We start from the raw sequence: 19,559 nt of genomic DNA on the forward strand, positions 1-19,559 counted from the left end.
GATCAGCGCCCGGTCCAGCGGGGCTGGCGCTTTTCGGCAAACGCCAGCGGGCCTTCACGCGCGTCCTCGCTGGTGCGCCAGGCCTGGAACGCGGCCCAGCCGGGCTGCGCTTTCATGGCGGCCTCGACATCGGCTTCGGCGAGGCCGCGCAAGGTGACTTCCTTGGATGTGCGCACCGACATCGGCGAGGCTTTGAGGATATCGGCGCACCACCGCGCGGTGCAGTCAGCCAGGTCTGCGTCCGGCACGACTTCAGTAACGAAGCCCATCCGGAAGCCATCGGCCGCGCTGACTCGCCGCGCCGCCAGGATCATCCCCATCGCCTGCTTGAGCGGGGCCTGCCGCGCCAGCCGGTGCAGCCCGCCGCCCAGCGCAATCGCGCCGACCAGCGGCTCGGGCAGGCCAAAGCTGGCGCTTTCCGCCGCGATCACGATATCGCAGGCCAGCGCCACTTCGAACCCGCCGCCCAGCGCGAGGCCATTGACGGCGGCGATGAACGGTTTGGGGCAATCGAACCGCTCGATCAGTCCGGCATAGCCGTGCGCGGGATAATCGCGGTGCCCTTCGAGCGCGGCGGCCTTGAGGTCGGACCCGGCGCAGAAGCCGCGCCCTTCGCCGGTGATGACGCAGATGTGTTCGTCCGGCGCGGCGGCATAGGCGTTGAAGGCCTGCTCCAGCTCATCGTGCATCGCCGGGTTGATCGCGTTGAGCACCTCGGGCCGCGCCAGCGTCACCGTCCGCACCCCGCCGGTCACCGTCACCTTGATATGCCGCATCCTCTGCCCCTCCTGTGTGCCGTTCTGCCCGGTTCTACCGTTCCACACTTCACCAGCCCGCGCCACCGCGCTGCGCGATTTTCCTACAAGTGCCAATTTGGTTACAAGGATGTGTTTCATCAACCAAATGGAGTAAAGGCATGGCAATTCTTGAAACCCTGATCGGTCCGATCGCCGCGATCATCGACAAAATCATCCCCGACAAAGCCGCGCGCGACAAGGCCAAGCTGGAACTGTTGCAGTTGCAGGGATCGCAGGAACTGGCCGAAATCCAGTCGCGCCTGTCGGCCATCATCGCGGAAGCCAATTCCGCCGACCCGTGGACCAGCCGCGCGCGGCCCAGTTTCCTCTATGTCATCTATGCGCTGCTGCTGTGGGCGCTGCCGATGGGGTTGATCGCGGCGTTCCGGCCGGATTCGGCCCAAGCCATCGCGGCGGGGATGAATGCCTATCTGGCTGGCCTGCCAGAGCCGCTCTATGCCCTGTTCGGCACGGGCTATCTCGGCTACACCGCAGCGCGGCAGTGGGGCAAGATTTCCGGCAGCGACAAATAGGCGAACCGGTGCGGTGCGGCGTGGTCAGCTTCGGGTAAGGTTTTGCCGCTATTGCCGCCGCGTGGAGTTGAACATGAATCACAACAAAAACCGCCGTCGCACCGCCCTGCCCCTGGTTCTGAGCGTGGCCGCTGCCCTGTTGCTGTCGGGCTGCTCCAACCGCGAGGAAAAGCTGACCGAGGCCATCGCCACGGCCAATGCCGCCGCCGACCGCGCCGAACAGGCCGCCAAGCGCGCCGAGTCAGCCGCAAAGAACGCCGCCAGCGAAGCCCCCACGGAAACCGTCATCAACGAAGTCGAACCGGACGATACCGCGCCGGAAGACGGCGGCCAGACCGGCGAATAGCCAATCTGCCGGTCACCCTAACCGCTACCCCCTTGCCCCGGTGGCCCAGCGGGCTATTGATGCGGCAGGGCATGGCCCGGCGGCTGAATTACAGGGATTGGGGCATCGGTGGCGGACAAGACGATATTCGTGCTAAACGGGCCGAACCTGAACCTGCTCGGCACGCGTGAGCCAGAAGTTTACGGCCATGAGACGCTGGATGATATCATGGCGCGTCTGTCCGCCGCTGCGGCCCCGCACGGCTTTGCCATCGACGCCCGGCAATCGAACCATGAAGGCACGCTGGTCGACTGGCTCCACGCCGCACAGGCCGCAGGCGCACACTGCGTGCTGCTCAATGCGGGGGCCTATACCCACACCAGCGTCGCGCTGCATGACGCGATCCGCAGCATCACGGTGCCGGTGATCGAGGTGCACTTGTCGAACCCCCACCTGCGCGAGGAATTCCGCCACCAGAGCTTCGTCGGCATGGCCGCGAAGGGGACGGTTTGCGGATTCGGGGCTGACAGTTATCTGGTCGCGCTGGACGCTGCCGCGCGGCTGTAAAGCGGGCGCGGCGGGTAAAACCGCCACTTCGCCCCTTGCCTCTGCCCGCCGCCCCGCGCATAGGCGGGGTTGAGTAACAACCATGGGGATCGCATGAGCGACGCAAAGGGCGCTGGCCGAAACGGCGGCATGAACATCGACAGCAAACTGGTTCGCGAACTGGCTGAACTGCTGGTCGAAACCGGTCTGAGCGAGATCGAGGTCGAGGACGGCGATCGCAAGATCAAGGTTGCGCGCCAGATCACTGCGGCACCGGTCGTTCACACGGTTGCCGCCCCGGCTGCGGCCGCACCGGCTCCGGTCGTGGCTGCCCCGGCTGCCCCCGCCGCCCCGGCGGTGGACGCCAACGCGGTCAAGTCCCCGATGGTCGGCACCGTCTATCTCTCGCCCGAACCGGGCGCGGCAGCGTTCATCACGGTTGGCCAGACGGTCAAGCCCGGTGACACCCTGGTCATCATCGAAGCGATGAAGGTGATGAACACGATCACCGCAACGGCCGCTGGCACGGTCACGGCGATCCTGGTCGACAATGCGCAGCCGGTCGAATTCGACCAGCCGCTGGTTGTCGTCGCGTAAAGGCGCACATTCCATGGCGATCACCCGGCTCCTTATCGCCAATCGCGGCGAGATTGCCCTGCGGATTCACCGTGCAGCGCGCGAAATGGGCATTGAAACGGTCGCGGTCCATTCGACCGCCGATGCCGATGCCATGCACGTCCGGCTGGCCGATCATGCGGTCTGCATCGGCCCCCCGGCGGCCAAGGACAGCTATCTGAACGTGGCGGCGATCATTTCGGCGGCGGAAATTGCCCATGCCGATGCGATCCACCCTGGCTATGGCTTCCTGTCCGAAAACGCGCAGTTCGCCGAAATCGTCGAAGCCCACGGAATTACGTGGGTCGGCCCGAAGCCCGAACACATCCGCACCATGGGCGACAAGGTTGAGGCCAAGCGCACCGCAGGCGCGCTCGGCCTGCCGCTGGTCCCCGGCAGCGACGGCGCGATCAGCGATCCGGTCGAAGCGGCGAAGATCGCGGCTGAAATCGGCTATCCGGTGATCATCAAGGCGGCCTCTGGCGGCGGCGGGCGCGGCATGAAAGTGTGCACCGGCCCGGATGAGCTGGAAACGCTGATGCAGCAGGCCGGGAGCGAGGCGAAAGCCGCGTTCGGCGATGCCACCGTCTACCTCGAAAAATACCTCGGCAACCCGCGTCACATCGAGTTTCAGGTGTTCGGCGATGGCAACGGCAACGCGATCCATTTGGGTGAGCGCGACTGCTCGCTCCAGCGCCGCCACCAGAAAGTGCTGGAAGAAGCCCCTTCGCCCGTCATTTCGCCCGAAGAGCGGGACCGGATGGGCGGGATCGTTTCGCAGGCGATGGCCGGAATGGGCTATCGCGGGGCCGGCACGATCGAGTTCCTGTGGGAAAATGGTGAGTTCTATTTCATCGAAATGAACACCCGCCTGCAGGTCGAACACCCCGTCACCGAAGCGATCACCGGGGTCGATCTGGTCCGCGAACAGATCCGCATCGCCGATGGCAAGCCGCTGTCGGTCAAGCAGGAAGATATCGAATTCAACGGCCACGCGATCGAATGCCGCATCAACGCGGAAGATCCGTGGACTTTTGCCCCCTCACCCGGGCTGGTCAGCAACTATCACGCCGCTGGCGGGATGCACGTGCGGGTCGATTCCGGGCTCTATGCCGGATACAAGATCCCGCCGTATTACGATTCCATGATCGCCAAGCTAATCGTCTATGGCCGCACCCGCGAAGGCTGCATCATGCGCCTCAAGCGGGCCTTGCAGGAAATGGTGATCGGCGGCGTCAAAACCTCGATCCCGCTACATCAGGCCCTGATGAACGAGCCGGACTTCATCCACGGCGATTACACGATCAAGTGGCTGGAGGAATGGCTGGCGGAACGTCAGGCCTAATCCGCCAAAACTCCTCCCCGTTTTTGCCGCATGGCACAAATGGGGAGGTGGCATTCGAAAAGCGCATGACGCAGGCGGGCTGAGTCGGCTTGGCGGGGAGCAAAACCAGCCCACACCCGCGTCACCCTGAACTTGGTTGGCGCTTATCCCCTTCGCCACCGTAAAGTCTAAACCGTCATGCTGAACTTGTTTCAGCATGACGGAATTGGAAGCGGCGTGGCGGCCCCGGCTACTCCAGTGGCACACCCGGCAGCTGTTTCGCGGTGCGGATCGTCAGCGACGTTTTCACGCTGGCCACGTTCGGAGCCGGCGTCAGCTTGCTGGTCAGGAATTCCTGAAAGCTCTGCAGGTCCTTGCTGACGATCTTCAGGATAAAGTCGATCTCGCCGTTCAGCATGTGGCATTCGCGCACTTCGGGCAGGCCCTTCATGTGGTCCTCGAACTGGCGCAGCGATTCCTCGGCCTGACTTTTCAGGCTGACCATGGCGAACACGGTAATCGCGAAGCCCAGCTTCGAGGCATCGAGATCGGCATGATAGCCGCGGATCACGCCGGATTCCTCCAGCGCGCGGACGCGGCGCAGGCAGGGGGGCGCGGTGAGGCCGACGCGGTTCGCCAGCTCGACGTTGGTGACCCGCCCTTCGTCCTGAAGTTCGGCCAGCAGCCGCCGGTCGATTGAATCGAGATTTGCCATCAGCCCCACTCTTTCGTGCCCAAACAGGCAGCACAATGCCTGTTACAGGCAATATTCACAGCTATCTATGCCAAGGCTAGATAATTTTATTGTTTCATATCGCAATTGTCCCGCTTTGCAACGCATCACCTGCACACGCTTCCGCAATCCTGTCACTCTGGTATGCCCCGCATCTTCCCGTGGCGCGCCCTTGCGCCGGGCTGCTGACCAATCGGAGCCGCAATGCATTTCGACGACCGCCTGGCCACCGTGTTGCGCAGCCGCGCTGACGGACCGGCGACGTCACGCATTCAGTTCCGGCAATTGCTCGACTTGCTCGGCACCCTGCCCGCGGATGCCGCCGGACCGCAGATTGATGCCGCCTATGCCCGGCTCGCGGAACAGACCCGCGCCATCCCGGACGCCGACCGCGCGGCAATTGTGCGCGAAGCCGGGCTGCGGCTGCGCTCGCCCCGGCTGGTCGCCGCACTGGCGCAGGCCGATCCGGCGCAGGCCGCCAGCGCGCTGGCCCGCGCGCATCTGGCGGAGGAGCAATGGCTGGACCTGATCCCCGCCCTGCCGATCGCGGCGCGCGGTCATGTTCGCCAGCGCCGCGACCTTGGCCCGCGGGTTGAGGAACTGCTGGCACGGCTGGGTATTCGTGAACGCGGCCTCCCGCCAGCAACAGCACCAACCGCCCCCGCCGCAGATCCGGCGACGATTGCCGAGCCCGTCACCAATACTGGCCCTCCGGCGGCCGCTGCGCCTGCCCCGGTCATCGCGATCCTGCCGCCCGAACCAGCCCCCGGCCCCGTCAACGAGCCGCTTAAAGGGATCGGCGCACTGGTTCGCAAGATCGAAGCTTACCGGCTGGCCAAACAGGTCATCGACGTGCCCCCCCATGCAGATTCCCCGCGCCTGCCGCTGGGTGAGGACGGCAGCATGACCCCGCCCGCCGAAGTGCAGGCGTTCGATTTTTCAACCGATGCGGCCGGACGGATCGTGTGGACCGATCCGGGCGTCGCGCCGATGACCGTCGGCTTGCAACTGGGCGGGCGCGGACCGGTCAGTTCCGGGGCGGACCTGAATTTGGCGATGCGCAGCCTGCAACCGCTGCGCGCGCTGCTGCTGCGCATCGATGGTGCTCCCGCCATTGCCGGGCAGTGGCAGGTTGATGCCGTCCCGGCGTTCGATCCGCTCAGCGGCCGGTTCGGCGGCTATCGCGGGCGAATGCGCCGCCCGGCCACCCTGCCCGCCAGCGCATTTGCCCCGGCGCGCGACACCGAGGCCGAGCGGCTGCGTCAGGCGCTGCATGAACTGCGCACGCCGGTGAACGCGATTCAGGGCTTTGCCGAGGTGATCCAGCAGCAGCTGTTCGGCCCCACCCCGCACGAATACCGCGCGCTGGCCGCCGGGATTGCGGGCGATGCAGCCCGGATGCTCGCTGCGTTCGAAGAACTGGAACGGCTCGCCCGGCTCGACAGCAAGGTGCTGGAACTGGAAGCCGGAGAAACCAGGCTGGATGAGATTGTTGCGGCAACGGTCGCGCAGCTTGGCGCGCATACCCGGTCCCGAGGCAGCGGGTTCGAAGCCCGCCAGGACGATGGCGAACTGATCCTGCCGCTGGCCCGGATCGAGGTGGAACGGATCGTGTGGCGTCTGCTGGCCACGCTGGCCGGAACAGCCGCACCGGGCGAGCAGTTGAAACTACGCCTGCGCCGCAAGGGCAGCAACATTCGCCTGTCCGTTGGTCTGCCCGCCGTGCTGGCCGCCAAAAATGACGCCGCGTTGTTTGCCGCCGCCACCGGCAGCGTGCCGCAAGTGATTGCCGCCGGTGTATTTGGCGTGGGCTTCGCGTTGCGGCTGGTCAAAGCGGAGGCCCACGCGGCTGGCGGCACACTCGACCGCCACAAGGACCGGCTCAGGCTGGAACTGCCGGGGTTGACCCCGGCGGCTGCGCGCCATAGCCATAGCGCCGCAGGACAGACCAACATCTGAACCTGTAAAAAATACAGGGGCAGTAATAACCTTGACGCAGATCCGCATTCCGGAAGCGCCCGTAGCGGCGGACCTAGTGCGGTTTGCGCCGGGCGTCGGGCAACGGTTCATCCTGACCGTCGATACGGAGGAGGAGTTTGACTGGGACAAGCCAATCAGCAAGTCCGGCCACACCCTGCATTCCATCGCACGGCTCGCCAAGTTTCAGGAATTCTGCGAGGCGCAAAACATCTGTCCGATCTATCTGGTCGATTATCCGATTGCCACATCGCCCACCGCAGCGGAAATCCTGCGTCCGGCCATCGCTGCAGGACGCGCCGAAGTAGGCGTGCAACTGCACCCCTGGGTCAGCCCGCCCCATGACGAGGAAGTGAACCAGTTCAACAGCTTCGCCGGCAATCTGCCGGTAGAACTTGAACGGGAAAAGTTCCACCGCCTGCACGCGGCAATCACCGCCAACTTTGGCGCAACCCCGCTGATCTACCGGGCCGGACGCTATGGCACCGGGCCGAATACCGCCGCGATCCTGTCGGAACACGGCATGGCGATCGATACTTCCGTGCGTGCGCGATTCGATTACAGCACGGCGGGCGGCCCCAACTATCGCGATCACCCGGTCACCCCGTACTGGCTTGATCGCAGCAACGGGTTGATGGAACTGCCGCTGACCTCGGTCTACTGGGGGATGCTGCGCCAGCTCGGCCACTGGCTCTATCCCAAGCTGTGGCGCACCCCGCAACTGCGTGGCGCGCTCGCCCGGATCGGGCTGCTGGAACGCATTCCGCTGACCCCCGAAGGCGTCACGCTGGAGGAAGCGATTCGCGGGATCGACATCGCAATCGATGAAGGCCTGCCAGTGCTGGTGTTCAGCTTCCACAGCCCCTCGCTCGCCCCCGGCTTTACACCCTACGTCAAGACCGAGGACGATCTCGACGCGCTGTATGACTGGTGGCGCGGGGTCTTTGCCTATTTGCGGCAGCGCGGCGTCGCCCCCAGCAACGTTCAGGACATCATGCAATCGGTGGAGCTTGCCAGCAGCGCACAGCCAAGCTAACGCGCCGCTTCTGGTGGCGGGTATGGGCCTGTAGCTCAGCGGTTAGAGCTGGCCGCTCATAACGGCTAGGTCGCGGGTTCGAATCCTGCCGGGCCCACCACCAAACACCCAGCCCGGCCCCGCGCCGGACCGGAAACCAGGGTCGGGGAGTAGCGCAGCCTGGTAGCGCATCTGCTTTGGGAGCAGAGGGTCGCAGGTTCGAATCCTGTCTCCCCGACCAAGTTTTCCGATCAATTCCCGTTGATTGGCCCGGCTTCGTTGGCCACGATCTTCAGCACCGTCGCCCATGCCCGGACGTTCTGTTCAAGTTGCGCCGGATCAACCTTGTCCAGCGTATCGTCGGGCGTGTGGTGCAGATCGAAATAGCGGGTGCCGTCCTGGTCGAGGTCAACCACGGCCAGCTTCTGTCTGGCGATGATTGCCCCGATGTCAGCGCCGCCAGACGCCTTGTCGCTGCCCCGGTGAATGCCGAGCGGCGCAAGGGCGGCGGCGATGCGGTCCGCTAACGGGGCGTTGGCGGGGGCGAAGTTGAACTGGGCGCGCCAGACGCGGTCCGCCCCGAAATCGCTTTCCATCGCCAGCGCGTGGGGTTCACCGGCATGGGCCTCGCCATACGCCGCACCGCCGAATACGCCGACTTCTTCCGCCCCGGCCCACAGCACGCGAATCGTGCGCAGCGGCTTGCCGCCGGCCTGAGCGCGCAGGGCTGCATCGGTGATGATCCCGCAGCCCGCCGCATCATCGAACGCGCCGGTGCCCAGATCCCAGCTGTCGAGGTGGCAGGCAACCAAGATCGGCGGCAGCGCCGGATCGCGCCCCGGCAGCTCCGCGATCACGTTGCCCGACGGCAGCGGGCCGACCGGCTTGCCTTCCAGCACCAGGTTCAGCTGCATCGGCTTGCCGGTGCGAGCAATGCGCGCAATCAGGTCTGCATCCGGGTTGGACACCGCGCCCGCCGGAACCGCCGTGACACCGGCGGTCCAGCCGGTGGCGCCAGTATGCGGATTGCGGTGGCGGTCGGTCCCGATCGAGCGAATCACCACCCCCGCCGCGCCCTTGCTGGCAGCGAGCGTGGGTCCGGCCCGGCGCACTTGCCCATACGGGCCATAGGAAGAGCCATCCTGCGTCGGCAGCATCGCGTGGTCGATGAATGCAATTTTGCCCTTCAATGAACCGTCCGGCGCGGCGCGCAACGCATCCAGCGTGGCGAAATAGACCAGCGGCGCGGTCAGCCCGCCCGCAGGGGTTGGCGCGCTGTTGCCCAGCGCCGTGATCGCCAGCTGGTGCGGATACGGCGCGGTCAGCCGCGCGGCCTCTGCGCCGCGCACCCAGCCGGGGATGGTAAATGCCTCGACCCGGACATTGGCCAGCCCCAGCGCTTTCAGTCGGGCCACAGCCCAGTCGCGCGCAGCCGCTTCGCGGTCCGTCCCGGCCAGCCGCGCGCCGATTTCGGTGGTCAGATCGGCGGTGATTGTCCAGGCGACGGATTCCGCAGGCGCGTCGGCCCGTGCAGTGGTGGCCAGCAGGGCGGCGGACAGGGCGAGCAGGGGTTTGAATGTGATCATGCCCGGCTTGCTATCGCGGTGCCCGGCACTTGCCAATCCCGGCTGATGCTCCGTCCGGCAGTTCGCGCCGCGCTTGCCCCGCCCGCGCCTGCCCTGTAGAGGGCGCGGCAACTTATCTGATCGCGACTTTTCCAGAGGAATCCGATGGCCGCCCAATACGCCTACGTCATGAAGGGCATGACCAAGACTTTCCCCGGCGCCCCCAAGCCGGTGCTGAGCAACATCAGCCTGCAATTCTATCAGGGTGCCAAGATCGGTATCGTCGGCCCAAACGGTGTCGGCAAATCCACGCTGATCAAGATCATGGCCGGGCTCGACACCGATTTTACCGGTGAAGCCTGGGCCGGTGAGCACATCACGGTTGGCTATCTTGAGCAGGAGCCCCAGCTCGATACGACCAAGACCGTGCTGGAAAACGTCAAGGAAGGCGCGCGCGAAACCGCCGATCTGGTTGACCGGTTCAACGAGATTTCGAACATCATGGCCGAACCGCCGGAGGACGTCGATTTCGACGCGCTGATGGACGAGATGGGCACGTTGCAGGAAAAGATCGACGCGGTTGACGGCTGGACGCTCGACAACCAGCTGGAAATCGCGATGGAAGCATTGCGTTGCCCGCCGGGCGACTGGGCGGTGGACAACCTGTCGGGCGGCGAAAAACGCCGCATTGCGCTGACCCGGCTGCTGATTCAAAAGCCGGACATCCTGCTGCTCGACGAACCGACCAACCACCTTGACGCCGAATCCGTCGAATGGCTGGAAAACCACCTGAAGGAATACGCCGGCGCGGTGCTGATGATCACCCACGATCGCTACTTCCTTGACAACGTGGTGGGCTGGATTCTGGAACTCGATCGCGGGAAATACTTCCCCTACGAGGGCAACTATTCGACCTATCTGGAAAAGAAGGGCAAGCGCCTGGAGCAGGAGGACCGCGAGGAATCCGGCCGCCAGAAGGCGATCAAGGAAGAACTCGAATGGATCCGGCAGGGGCCGAAGGGCCGCCAGACCAAGTCCAAGGCGCGTATTTCAAAGTTCGAGCAACTGGTTGCCAGTCAGGAAAGCCGCAGCCCCGGCAAGGCCCAGATCGTCATCCAGGTGCCAGAACGGCTGGGCGGCAAGGTGATCGAGGCCAAGAACATCAGCAAGGCCTACGGCGACAAGCTGTTGTTCGAAGACCTGTCATTTCTGCTGCCACCGGGCGGCATCGTTGGCGTGATCGGGCCGAACGGCGCGGGTAAATCGACGTTGTTCAAGCTGATCACCGGGCAGGAGCAACCCGATACCGGCACCATCGAAATCGGTTCGACGGTCCATCTGGGCTATGTCGACCAGAGCCGCGATGCGCTGAACCCGGCCCACAACGTCTGGGAAGAAATCTCCGGCGGGCACGATTACATGAAGGTCAACGGGCACGACACCAGCACCCGGGCCTATGTCGGCGCGTTCAACTTCAAGGGCCAGGACCAGCAGAAGAACGTCGGCAAACTGTCCGGCGGTGAACGCAACCGCGTCCACATGGCCAAGATGCTGAAACAGGGCGGCAACGTCCTGCTGCTCGACGAACCGACCAACGATCTTGACGTCGAAACGCTGGGTGCGCTGGAAGACGCGATCGAGAACTTCGCGGGCTGCGCCGTGGTTATTTCGCACGACCGCTTCTTCCTTGACCGTCTGGCCACGCACATTCTGGCCTTCGAAGGCAACAGCCACGTCGAATGGTTCGAAGGCAACTTCGCGATGTACGAAGAAGACAAGCGCCGCCGTCTGGGCGATGCGGCGGATCGTCCGACCCGCCTGGCCTATAAGAAACTGACGCGCTGACCGGTCGGGGAACCACTCAGGTTCCCTGACACGGCTGCCGGGCATCACCGCTCGTGAACTGGACGCCGTGCAGACTGGCGTAAACTTCATTCATTTTCCCACCCCTGAACCTGAACGGGAGGATCACCAAACCATTCACGCTGCGGACAGCGCGAATCGCGTATTTCAATCCCATGGTCGCCGCCGTTGGTGTGGCGCGCTGGGATGGAGAAACGGCTATGGCCGTCAAGAAACTTGGTATGACTGGCCGGATTTCAACCCTGGCCCTCGCAATTGCCGCGCTGACCCTGCCCGGGCTGGCATCGGCGCAGGAGGAAGGTCGCGGGCGACGCGGTGACAGCGAGGCGGCCGGAAATATCTCCGGCAGCTACCAGCCGCCGCAGCGTTCGGCACCGCGTGAAAACCGCGGCGATTCCGGTCGCGATTCCGGCAATGGCTGGACCCGTCCGGCGGCCCGTTCGGCCCCGGTTGCGGTTCCCGCCCCGGCTGCAGCACCGACCGCCAACATGAGTGATCGGCGCGGCGGTACGGACGGCGCACGTGGCAGCTGGCGCGGCCGTGAAAGCGGCGGCGCTCCGACGCCGGGCGTGACCCGCGAATGGCGCGGCAATGGCGCGGGTATGGCGACAGTGCCTGTACCGCAGCCCGCCCCGCGCGCGGCAACCGGCACCACCTGGACCGGTGCGGCAACCGCAAACGGCACCGGCTATCGCAACGATGACCGGCGCGGCGTGCGGACCGAAACCCGCACCCGCACCGAAGATCGGCGCACCGATGGCTGGCGCGCTGAAGACCGGCGCAGCGAAGCGCGCGGTGCGGATGTCTGGCGCAATGATCGCAACCGCGATGATCGCCGCGATACCTATCGCAGCACCGACCGCCGCGATGACAGCCGTTACCGCAATGACAGCTGGAACCGCGATCGCGGCAGCTACAAGCAGGACTATCGCCGTTGGGACAACCGCTGGCGCGATAACCACCGCTACAACTGGTCGTCCTATCGCCGGACCAATCCGTCGATCTACCGGATGGGCTCATATTACTCGCCCTACCGGAACTACTCCTATCGGCCGCTGAGCATCGGGTTCTTCATGGACAGCCTGTTCTTCAGCAGCAACTACTGGATCAACGATCCGTGGCAGTATCGTCTGCCCGATGTCTATGGTCCTTACCGCTGGGTCCGTTATTATGACGATGCCTTGCTGGTGAACGTCTATTCAGGCGAAGTTGTCGACGTGATCCGCAACTTCTTCTGGTAACTGCCACATCAAACGGGGCCTGCATCATCATGGTGCAGGCCCCGTCCTTATGATCTGCACGGTCACCGGAACTTTTGCTTGCCCTGCGCGGGTAGCCGGATAGTGCTTTGCCGATGGTCGCCTATCAGTATCCCCCCTGCCCCAACCCCGATAAACTGGCGCTGCTGAAAGTCGGCGCGCACGTCCGGCGGCGGCTGACAGCCGATCCGCTGGTGGAAAAGGTTCCGGTCGAATCGGCCGAGATCTGGGCCATTCCCGAGTTTGCCAGTCCGGCCGAATGCGATCACCTGATCACGATGGTGGACCGCACCGCGCGCCCGTCGGACACGCTCGACCACGGCTATGAAGGCGTGTGGCGGACCAGCTATTCCGGCGATGTTGACCGCAACGACAGCTTTGTGAAGATGATTGAGCGGCGGATCGACGATCTGCTGGGCTTGCCCCACGATAACGGCGAAACGATGCAGGGCCAGCGCTATGCGCCAGGGCAGGAATTCAAGCCGCACATGGACTGGTTCTGGACCAAGGCGCCCTACTGGAAGGTTGAGGCGAAGCGCGGCGGACAGCGCTGCATCACAGCGATGATCTACCTGAACGATGTCGAGGAAGGCGGGCAGACCGAGTTTCCCAACATCGGTGTGTCGATCCCGCCCCAGCGCGGCGCGCTGATCGTGTGGAACAATGCCGCCCCGGACGGTTCGTTCAATCAGGATACCATCCACGCCGGAACGCCGGTGGTCCGGGGCGTCAAATACATCATCACCAAGTGGTATCGCGTGCGCAAATGGGGCTGATCCGTGCAGCCCTTTACGCCGTTCTGCTGCCTGCAGTCCTGGCGCTTCAGCCGCAGGCCGCGTTCGCGCGCCTGCCGACGCAAAGCGCCGCACTGGCCAGTACCGAGGATTCGCGTCTGCTGGCGGTCATGCGCGATGACAGCCGCCGGACGATGGCGTCCGATCCACTGGGCGCGCTGTTCCACGGCGGCGCGGTCAGCGGCGATGAACTGGCGCAAGTCTTCACCGACGCACAGCTGCGCGCGGCGCGCAAATCCGGCAAGCTGACGCTGGAGGCATTGGGCCGGATTGACCGGACCGCGCTCAGCCCCGAACGCCAGATTTCCTATGACGCATTCCTTGCCGCCAAGCGCGAGGAGCAGGACTGGCTGCGCCCCGACCTGATTGCACTGACGGCGGTGCGTCCACTGGAACACTTTGGCGGGCTGCACATGGAGTTTCCGGCGCTGCTGGCGCGGGACGGGGCCGTTCCGTTCGAGACAGAGGCTGACTATCGCCGTAATCTTGAGCTGAGCCGCGCATTCGCGACGGTGCTGGACAATGCCGTGCTGCGGTTTCGCCAGGGGTTGGACAGCGGGGTCGTCGACACCCGGCTGACGGTCGGCAACATGATCGCGCAGATCGACACTCTGCTGGCCCACCCGCCCGAAGAATCGCCATTCTACGCCCCGGTTACCAGTTTTCCCGGCGCCGTTCCGGCCAGCCGCCGGGCCGCCTTGCGCAGCGCCTATGTTGCGACGATCCGGACCGATCTCTTCCCCGCCTACCGCCGCCTGCGCAACTTCCTGAACGACGAATACCTCCCAGCCGCGCGTTCCAGCGCCGGGCTGGGCAGCATGAAAGGCGGCGCAGCGCTGTATCGCAAGCTGATCGAGCGCGAGACCACGCTGCGGCTGGAACCGGATGCGATCCACCAGCTGGGATTGGGCGAAGTGGCCCGCATCCAGCGCGAGATGGACACCGTACGGGCGCAGCTGGGCTATCCGGGCGAGCTCAAGGCCTTTTTCGAACACATCCGCACCGATCCGCGCTTTCACCCCACCACCGAGGAGGAACTGGCGCGCGGCTATGCCGAAATCGCGCGCAAGGTCGAAGCGCTGGCCCCGCGCTATTTCCACCGCCTGCCGCGTACCCCGCTGGTGATCCAGCCCTACCCCGCTTACCGCGCGCAGTATGAGGCCGGCGGCAGCTATACCCAGGGCAGCGCCGATGGGCGGCGACCGGGGATCTTCTGGTATAACACCCACGATCTGCCCAGCCGCTTCCTGAGCGGAGTGACCACGCTGTATCTGCACGAAGGCGCACCGGGCCATCATTTCCAGATCAGCCGCGCGCAGGAGGATACCTCGTTGCCCGATATCCAGCGATTCGGCGGCAACGATGCCTATGTCGAAGGCTGGGCGCTCTATGCCGAAACGCTGGGCTTCGCGATGGGGCTGTATGACGATCCGTTGCAGCACTGGGGCACGCTGGACGATGAAATGCTCCGCGCAATGCGGCTGGTGGTCGATACCGGCATTCACGCCAGAGGGTGGAGCCGCGATCAGGCGATCGAATATATGCTGGCCAATTCCGGCATGGGCCGGACCGATGCCACCGCCGAAGTGGAGCGCTATATCGCCTGGCCCGCGCAGGCACTGTCCTACAAGATCGGCGCGCTGACGATCCAGAGCCTGCGCAGCGAAGCCGAAACCGCACTGGGCGCGCGCTTCGACATCCGCGATTTTCACGAGCAGGTGCTCGGCAGCGGCGCCCTGCCGCTACCGATCCTCACCGCCAAAGTGCGCGGGTGGATCGACCGGCAGCGCTAGCTGTACTCGGTCCAGGCGAGCGATTCCGCCGCGCTGTCCACCTCGGTCACGCCCCGGATGCCCAGCGCTTCGCGCGCTTCGGGAATCGGCAGGTGGAACACGTCCTCATACTTCGCCATGAAATAGGGGCCGGACTGTTCGCCCACGTCCATCCCCGCGCGCATCGCTTCCAGCACTTTGGGGAACGCCTGCTGGTAATGCAGCCCGGTCCGCGTCACCAGCCGCAGGGCGCCCAGCAATTGCCCGACGTTGATCAGCTGAACCAGTTCCGGATCGAGGAAGCGCGGCACGTTGCTCAGCCGTCCCCAATAGGGGACCAGTTCCCCGATGATATCGAACCCGCCGCCGCAGGCGATATGTTCCAGATCGTGTGTCTGGCCGCTGCGCAGCGAGTAATACTGGAACTGGCTCTTCGGTTCGAACCGGGGGACGATGTCGATCTCGAACCCGTTGTCCTTCAGGTAGCGGCCAAAAGTATGACCCAGCGATCCCGGCGGATGATCGAGCAGCCCGGCAATCGTGAAATTGGAGGAAAACCCTGCGCTGAACCACGCGTCGAGTTCCGGCCAGCGCTGGCGCTCCTGCGTGAACAGCTCCTCGATCCGGGCGAGCGGCAGGACTTCGAACAGGATCGGGTAGAGCGCATGGGTATCGGCAGACGTCGGGCGGTCCTTGCCGCTTCTGCGCAGAAACTGGGTTGCCACCCAGTCGCGCAGGCGCGGATCGTTGAGGTAGGGGGAGGAACTGACCAGCACCGAACTGGCCGTTTCCACATTGCGGATTCCCCGCGCCAGATAGGGCGTGCCTGCATCGGCCATCGTCATTCTCCCACTTGTGCGGCCAGTGCGGCAGGCACCGGCACGGACATTTCCAGCAGCAACTGCGCCATCGATTTCGCCGCCGCATCAAGCCGCGGCGATACGTTGATCCCGCCGCCTTGGGCATCGTGCACCACGAAGTTCAACGCGTGGATGCCCGGTACATCGAACCGCTCCACCCGGCCGGTCGCGGGATCATCGAACAAGTGGCGATACCAGTCCGCCACAGCCTGTTCACTCAGCGCGGCGCGGAGATAGGGCAGATATTCCGCCGAACGCGCGATCACGGCGACATTGAACAAGCGCCCCTTGTCGCCGCTGCGCGCCCAGGCCAGCCGGATCAGCGGGACGGTGGCCGTGCCGGGTTCGGCCGGGCCAACCGGCGCGGGTGCGCGGACAATCGCGGCGGGGTCGAACCCGCCCTGCACCGGGTCGGCAAATGCCACTTCCACCCCGTCCAGCCGTACCGCCGCGTGTGCGCGGTCGCGCCCGATCAGGCAAAACGCCATGTCAGTCAGCGGAAAGGCGCGCGGCGCGGCGATGATCGGTGCAATCGAGGTGCCTTGCGCCATGTTCATGATCGCGGTGGTCTGTTCCCGCCCGAACTGCATGGCCGCGCCCATGTCTGGATGATCGACCACGATCTTGAGCAAGACCTCACGCGGGGCGAGGTGCTGGCGGCGCGGGCCATAGGCGGTTTCGGTGCCGATCAACTCGACATGGGTCAGCGTGTAGTCGGGCAGGTTCCGCTCCCGCAGCAACCGCGAACAACGCCGCAGCAGGGCCTCGGCCTGCCGCTCGGCCTTGGCGACGGCATCAATGCCCGTCACCGGGATCAACGCGACCGAGCGCCAGCCCGCGTCAAACGTCGCGCAGGCTTTCAGGCTGTCGGTCGCCGGGTAGCCTTTTGCGCCTGACACCCGCACCCGGTTAGGCCCGACCTGTTCCAGCGCGATCCCGCTGAAATCAACGACTACATCCGGGACGATATAGGCCTGCGGATCGCTGACTTCGTAAAGCAATTGCTCCGACACCGTGCCAACCGAAACCAGCCCGCCCGTCCCGTCCGGCACGGTGATGACTACCGTGCCATCGGCATGGCATTCACCCACCGGAAACCCGATTTCGGCCCAGTCGGGCACGTCCTGCCAGTCGGTAAACGTGCCGCCCGACACTTGCGCGCCGCATTCCAGCAAGTGGCCCGCGACCGTCCCGCCGGCCAGCAGGTCGTAATCATCCGGCCCCCAGCCGAATTCGTGGATCAGCGGCCCCAGGATCATTGAACTGTCCGCCACCCGCCCGGTAATGACGATGTCCGCCCCGGCACCCAGCGCCGCCGCAATCGGGAATGCCCCCAGATAGGCATGGAAACTGCCGGGCCGCGCTGGCAGCTGCGCGCCGTTGAACATGTCGCGCACGCCCTCGGCGCGCAGCGCTTCGGTCAGCGGCAGGATGTCATCGCCGGAAACGGTCGCCACTTTCAGCGCCAGCCCCTGCTCTGCCCCCCGCGCACGGATCAGCGCTGCGAGACCTTCCGGGTTGAGCCCGCCCGCATTGGCGACCACCCGGATGCCGCGCGCCTTCAGTTCCGCCAGATAGGGGCCAATGTGCAAATCGACGAAATCGGGCAGGAAGCCGGACGCGGGGTCCATCTGCTTGAGCCGGGCAAAAATGCCCATCGCCCCTTCGCCCAGGTAATCGAACGCCAGATAATTGAGGTCCGGCACGCGCAGCAGTTGCGGCACCGCGATCACGCTGTCATTCAGCGCGCCGCTGGCTCCGCCGATCCGCACCACCCTGCCGGACCCTGTAACGCCGGATGTCATTTGTTGTCCTCTCGCCCGGTCCTGATCCGGCACACGGTTGGTCCGTGGCCACAGGCCGATGCGCGAGGGTAGCGGTCAGCCCGCGATCAGGCGAGAGCCTCGGCAATTAGATGGCGCGTATTGTTCAGGCCATAGAGCGCGATGAAGCTGCCCATGCGCGGCCCCTGGCTGGAACCCAGCAGGGTTTCATACAGGCACTTGAACCAGTCGCGCAGCTGCTCGAACCCGTAATGCGGGTCCTTGCCGATTTCATAGATGATGTTCTGAAGCTCTTGCGCCGTGACATCGTCCGACGTCGCGGCCAGTTCCTCGTCCAGCGCGGTCAGCGCCAGTGCCTCGTTCGGTTCGGGCTTGCGGCGCTTCAGCGTGGGGGCAATGAAATCACGGTTATAGGCCAGCGCGCAACCGACCAGCGTATCGAGCGCCGGATGCGCCGCCGGATCGGCATTCTCGACATAGTTGCCAAGGTACGACCAGACCTGCGCATGGGTCGCGTGCGGCCCCAGCACGCCCACCAGATTGAGCAGCAGGCCATAGGTCACCGGCAGCTTTTCATCCGCGTCCTCGATCTGCTCCCCCGCGAAGGCGGGGGCTCCGGTCACGCGATTGGCGCGCAGCAGGTGCCAGACCGGGTTGCCCAGTTGCTGTTCGACCGGCTGACTCGCCAGCTTTTCGCGGAACTGCCAGTATTCGTCGACCGCGCGCGGGACGACGCCAACGTGGAGCTGCTTCGCGCTCTTGGGTTCGCGGAACAGGTAGAAGCCCAGGCTTTCCTCGCTGCCATAGGTCAGCCACTGTTCGATGGTCAGGCCATTGCCCTTGGACTTGGAAATCTTTTCGCCGTTCTCATCGAGGAACAGTTCGTAGATCAGCCCTTCGGGGCGGCGGCCGCCCAGCACTTGCGCGATCTTGCCGCTTTGCGTGACGCTGTCGGTCAGATCCTTGCCGCACATTTCATAATCGACGCCCAGCGCAACCCAGCGCATCGCCCAGTCGACCTTCCATTGCAGCTTGGACCGGCCACCCAGAATCGATTGCTCAACCTCAGTGCCGTCGCTGTCGGTGAAGCGCACGATCCCGGCGTCGGCATCGACCACTTCGACCGGAACCTGCAGCACCGCGCCGGTCGCCGGGCTGACTGGCAGGACCGGCGAATACGTCTTGCGGCGTTCTTCGCGCAAGGTTGGCAGCATGACGCTCATGATCGCGTCGAAATGGCGCAAAACGTTCCGCAGCGCATCGTCGAACGCGCCCGAATTGTACCGGTCCGAAGCCGAGACGAATTCATAATCGAACCCGAACTGGTCCAGGAATTCGCGCAGCTTCGCGTTGTTGTGGTGGGCAAAGCTTTCGTGCGTGCCGAACGGATCGGGAATGCGGGTCAGCGGCTTGCCCAGGTTGGCTTGCAGCACCGCCTTGTTCTCGATGTTGTCGGGCACCTTGCGCAGCCCGTCCATGTCATCTGAAAACGCCACCAGCCGGGTCGGCTTGCCGCCGCTCAACACTTCATAGGCGCGGCGCACCAGCGTGGTCCGCAGCACTTCCTGGAAGGTGCCGATGTGCGGCAGGCCCGACGGGCCATAGCCGGTTTCGAACAGCATCGGGCTGCCATCGGGTTTGCCGTCCGGATACCGCTTCAGCAACTTGCGAGCTTCCTCGAACGGCCAAGCCTTCGAAACCTGTGCGGCGGTATGAATATCGGTATCGGTCATGCCCCGGCCTTTTGCGGAGATGCGCCGGTTTCGCAAGCGAAAGCACACCTGCCGCCCTGCCAGC

The 19,559-nt window shown here is 64.8% G+C and carries 17 protein-coding genes and 2 tRNA genes; 13 read left to right on the plus strand and 6 right to left on the minus strand.

Annotation, left to right across the window (positions count from 1 at the left end):
- Positions 1-2: 2 nt before the first annotated feature.
- Positions 3-776: an enoyl-CoA hydratase-related protein gene (locus Q8Q53_RS06505; protein WP_305700951.1), complete on the minus strand. Its 774-nt coding sequence runs from the start codon at positions 774-776 to the stop codon at positions 3-5.
- A gap of 140 nt (positions 777-916) precedes the next feature.
- On the opposite strand from Q8Q53_RS06505, the gene Q8Q53_RS06510 reads away from it, so the two are divergent.
- The 5 genes from Q8Q53_RS06510 (at position 917) to accC (ending at position 4,161) form a co-directional block, all read left to right on the plus strand.
- Positions 917-1,330 (plus strand): holin family protein, encoded by a 414-nt coding sequence (locus tag Q8Q53_RS06510; RefSeq protein WP_305700952.1) that lies wholly within the window; start codon positions 917-919, stop codon positions 1,328-1,330.
- Between the two features lie 73 nt (positions 1,331-1,403).
- On the plus strand, positions 1,404-1,676 hold the full coding sequence (locus Q8Q53_RS06515) for a hypothetical protein (RefSeq protein WP_305700953.1): 273 nt from the start codon (positions 1,404-1,406) through the stop codon (positions 1,674-1,676).
- 108 nt (positions 1,677-1,784) lie between these two features.
- Positions 1,785-2,222: a type II 3-dehydroquinate dehydratase gene (gene aroQ, locus Q8Q53_RS06520; protein ID WP_305700954.1), complete on the plus strand. Its 438-nt coding sequence runs from the start codon at positions 1,785-1,787 to the stop codon at positions 2,220-2,222.
- A gap of 93 nt (positions 2,223-2,315) precedes the next feature.
- Complete coding sequence (gene accB, locus Q8Q53_RS06525; protein ID WP_305700955.1) at positions 2,316-2,798, plus strand: acetyl-CoA carboxylase biotin carboxyl carrier protein; 483 nt, start codon at positions 2,316-2,318, stop codon at positions 2,796-2,798.
- A 13-nt stretch (positions 2,799-2,811) separates the two neighbouring features.
- On the plus strand, positions 2,812-4,161 hold the full coding sequence (gene accC / locus Q8Q53_RS06530; protein ID WP_305700956.1) for an acetyl-CoA carboxylase biotin carboxylase subunit: 1,350 nt from the start codon (positions 2,812-2,814) through the stop codon (positions 4,159-4,161).
- A gap of 229 nt (positions 4,162-4,390) precedes the next feature.
- Here the strand turns inward: accC and Q8Q53_RS06535 are convergent, their stop codons facing one another.
- Positions 4,391-4,855, minus strand: coding sequence for an Lrp/AsnC family transcriptional regulator (locus Q8Q53_RS06535; protein WP_189542393.1), 465 nt, complete (start codon positions 4,853-4,855; stop codon positions 4,391-4,393).
- Between the two features lie 222 nt (positions 4,856-5,077).
- On the opposite strand from Q8Q53_RS06535, the gene Q8Q53_RS06540 reads away from it, so the two are divergent.
- The 4 genes from Q8Q53_RS06540 (at position 5,078) to Q8Q53_RS06555 (ending at position 8,106) form a co-directional block, all read left to right on the plus strand.
- Positions 5,078-6,832, plus strand: coding sequence for a histidine kinase dimerization/phospho-acceptor domain-containing protein (locus Q8Q53_RS06540; protein WP_305700957.1), 1,755 nt, complete (start codon positions 5,078-5,080; stop codon positions 6,830-6,832).
- Positions 6,833-6,863: 31 nt separating this feature from the next.
- Positions 6,864-7,886, plus strand: coding sequence for a polysaccharide deacetylase family protein (locus Q8Q53_RS06545; RefSeq protein ID WP_371136523.1), 1,023 nt, complete (start codon positions 6,864-6,866; stop codon positions 7,884-7,886).
- Between the two features lie 24 nt (positions 7,887-7,910).
- Positions 7,911-7,986: transfer RNA gene (locus Q8Q53_RS06550), tRNA-Ile, on the plus strand.
- 43 nt (positions 7,987-8,029) lie between these two features.
- Positions 8,030-8,106, plus strand: a tRNA-Pro gene (locus Q8Q53_RS06555).
- 10 nt (positions 8,107-8,116) lie between these two features.
- On the opposite strand, the gene Q8Q53_RS06560 is transcribed toward Q8Q53_RS06555, so the two are convergent.
- Positions 8,117-9,451 carry a M28 family peptidase gene (locus Q8Q53_RS06560; protein WP_305700958.1) on the minus strand — a complete coding sequence of 445 codons (1,335 nt, stop codon included), beginning with the start codon at positions 9,449-9,451 and terminating at the stop codon, positions 8,117-8,119.
- Positions 9,452-9,595: 144 nt separating this feature from the next.
- Between Q8Q53_RS06560 and ettA the strand changes: the two genes are divergently transcribed.
- The 4 genes from ettA to Q8Q53_RS06580 all read left to right on the plus strand — a co-directional run bounded on the left by ettA (position 9,596) and on the right by Q8Q53_RS06580 (position 15,139).
- Positions 9,596-11,275, plus strand: a complete 1,680-nt coding sequence (gene ettA / locus Q8Q53_RS06565) for an energy-dependent translational throttle protein EttA (protein ID WP_305700959.1) — start codon at positions 9,596-9,598, stop codon at positions 11,273-11,275.
- Positions 11,276-11,493: 218 nt separating this feature from the next.
- A complete protein-coding gene (locus tag Q8Q53_RS06570) occupies positions 11,494-12,534 on the plus strand; it encodes an RcnB family protein (protein ID WP_305700960.1) in 1,041 nt (346 codons plus the stop codon).
- 113 nt (positions 12,535-12,647) lie between these two features.
- Positions 12,648-13,328 (plus strand): 2OG-Fe(II) oxygenase, encoded by a 681-nt coding sequence (locus Q8Q53_RS06575; protein WP_305700961.1) that lies wholly within the window; start codon positions 12,648-12,650, stop codon positions 13,326-13,328.
- Positions 13,319-15,139 (plus strand): DUF885 family protein, encoded by a 1,821-nt coding sequence (locus tag Q8Q53_RS06580; RefSeq protein ID WP_305700962.1) that lies wholly within the window; start codon positions 13,319-13,321, stop codon positions 15,137-15,139. Before Q8Q53_RS06575 ends, Q8Q53_RS06580 begins: the two co-directional genes overlap by 10 nt.
- On the opposite strand, the gene Q8Q53_RS06585 is transcribed toward Q8Q53_RS06580, so the two are convergent.
- From Q8Q53_RS06585 to Q8Q53_RS06595, 3 genes are all read right to left on the minus strand, one after another.
- Positions 15,136-15,957: a Coq4 family protein gene (locus Q8Q53_RS06585; protein WP_305700963.1), complete on the minus strand. Its 822-nt coding sequence runs from the start codon at positions 15,955-15,957 to the stop codon at positions 15,136-15,138. The two genes, Q8Q53_RS06580 and Q8Q53_RS06585, sit on opposite strands and share 4 nt — an antisense overlap.
- A 2-nt stretch (positions 15,958-15,959) precedes the next feature.
- Positions 15,960-17,783, minus strand: a complete 1,824-nt coding sequence (locus tag Q8Q53_RS06590; RefSeq protein WP_305700964.1) for an acyclic terpene utilization AtuA family protein — start codon at positions 17,781-17,783, stop codon at positions 15,960-15,962.
- Positions 17,784-17,869: 86 nt separating this feature from the next.
- The gene (locus Q8Q53_RS06595) at positions 17,870-19,495 is read right to left on the minus strand and encodes a lysine--tRNA ligase (RefSeq protein WP_305700965.1); all 1,626 of its coding nucleotides are present in this window, start codon (positions 19,493-19,495) and stop codon (positions 17,870-17,872) included.
- Positions 19,496-19,559 lie beyond the last annotated feature (64 nt).

It is taken from the genome of Novosphingobium sp., from assembly GCF_030699305.1.
GTDB lineage: Bacteria > Pseudomonadota > Alphaproteobacteria > Sphingomonadales > Sphingomonadaceae > Novosphingobium.

Coding starts and splice junctions, on each gene's coding strand:
- accC (WP_305700956.1), top strand. CDS start 2,812: ATGGCGATCACCCGGCTCCTTATCGCCAATCGCGGCGAGATTGCCCTG.
- Q8Q53_RS06515 (WP_305700953.1), top strand. CDS start 1,404: ATGAATCACAACAAAAACCGCCGTCGCACCGCCCTGCCCCTGGTTCTG.
- Q8Q53_RS06570 (WP_305700960.1), top strand. CDS start 11,494: ATGGCCGTCAAGAAACTTGGTATGACTGGCCGGATTTCAACCCTGGCC.
- Q8Q53_RS06540 (WP_305700957.1), top strand. CDS start 5,078: ATGCATTTCGACGACCGCCTGGCCACCGTGTTGCGCAGCCGCGCTGAC.
- Q8Q53_RS06590 (WP_305700964.1), bottom strand. CDS start 17,783: ATGACATCCGGCGTTACAGGGTCCGGCAGGGTGGTGCGGATCGGCGGA.
- Q8Q53_RS06580 (WP_305700962.1), top strand. CDS start 13,319: ATGGGGCTGATCCGTGCAGCCCTTTACGCCGTTCTGCTGCCTGCAGTC.
- Q8Q53_RS06575 (WP_305700961.1), top strand. CDS start 12,648: ATGGTCGCCTATCAGTATCCCCCCTGCCCCAACCCCGATAAACTGGCG.
- Q8Q53_RS06585 (WP_305700963.1), bottom strand. CDS start 15,957: ATGGCCGATGCAGGCACGCCCTATCTGGCGCGGGGAATCCGCAATGTG.
- Q8Q53_RS06510 (WP_305700952.1), top strand. CDS start 917: ATGGCAATTCTTGAAACCCTGATCGGTCCGATCGCCGCGATCATCGAC.
- Q8Q53_RS06560 (WP_305700958.1), bottom strand. CDS start 9,451: ATGATCACATTCAAACCCCTGCTCGCCCTGTCCGCCGCCCTGCTGGCC.
- accB (WP_305700955.1), top strand. CDS start 2,316: ATGAGCGACGCAAAGGGCGCTGGCCGAAACGGCGGCATGAACATCGAC.
- Q8Q53_RS06505 (WP_305700951.1), bottom strand. CDS start 776: ATGCGGCATATCAAGGTGACGGTGACCGGCGGGGTGCGGACGGTGACG.
- Q8Q53_RS06595 (WP_305700965.1), bottom strand. CDS start 19,495: ATGACCGATACCGATATTCATACCGCCGCACAGGTTTCGAAGGCTTGG.
- Q8Q53_RS06535 (WP_189542393.1), bottom strand. CDS start 4,855: ATGGCAAATCTCGATTCAATCGACCGGCGGCTGCTGGCCGAACTTCAG.
- ettA (WP_305700959.1), top strand. CDS start 9,596: ATGGCCGCCCAATACGCCTACGTCATGAAGGGCATGACCAAGACTTTC.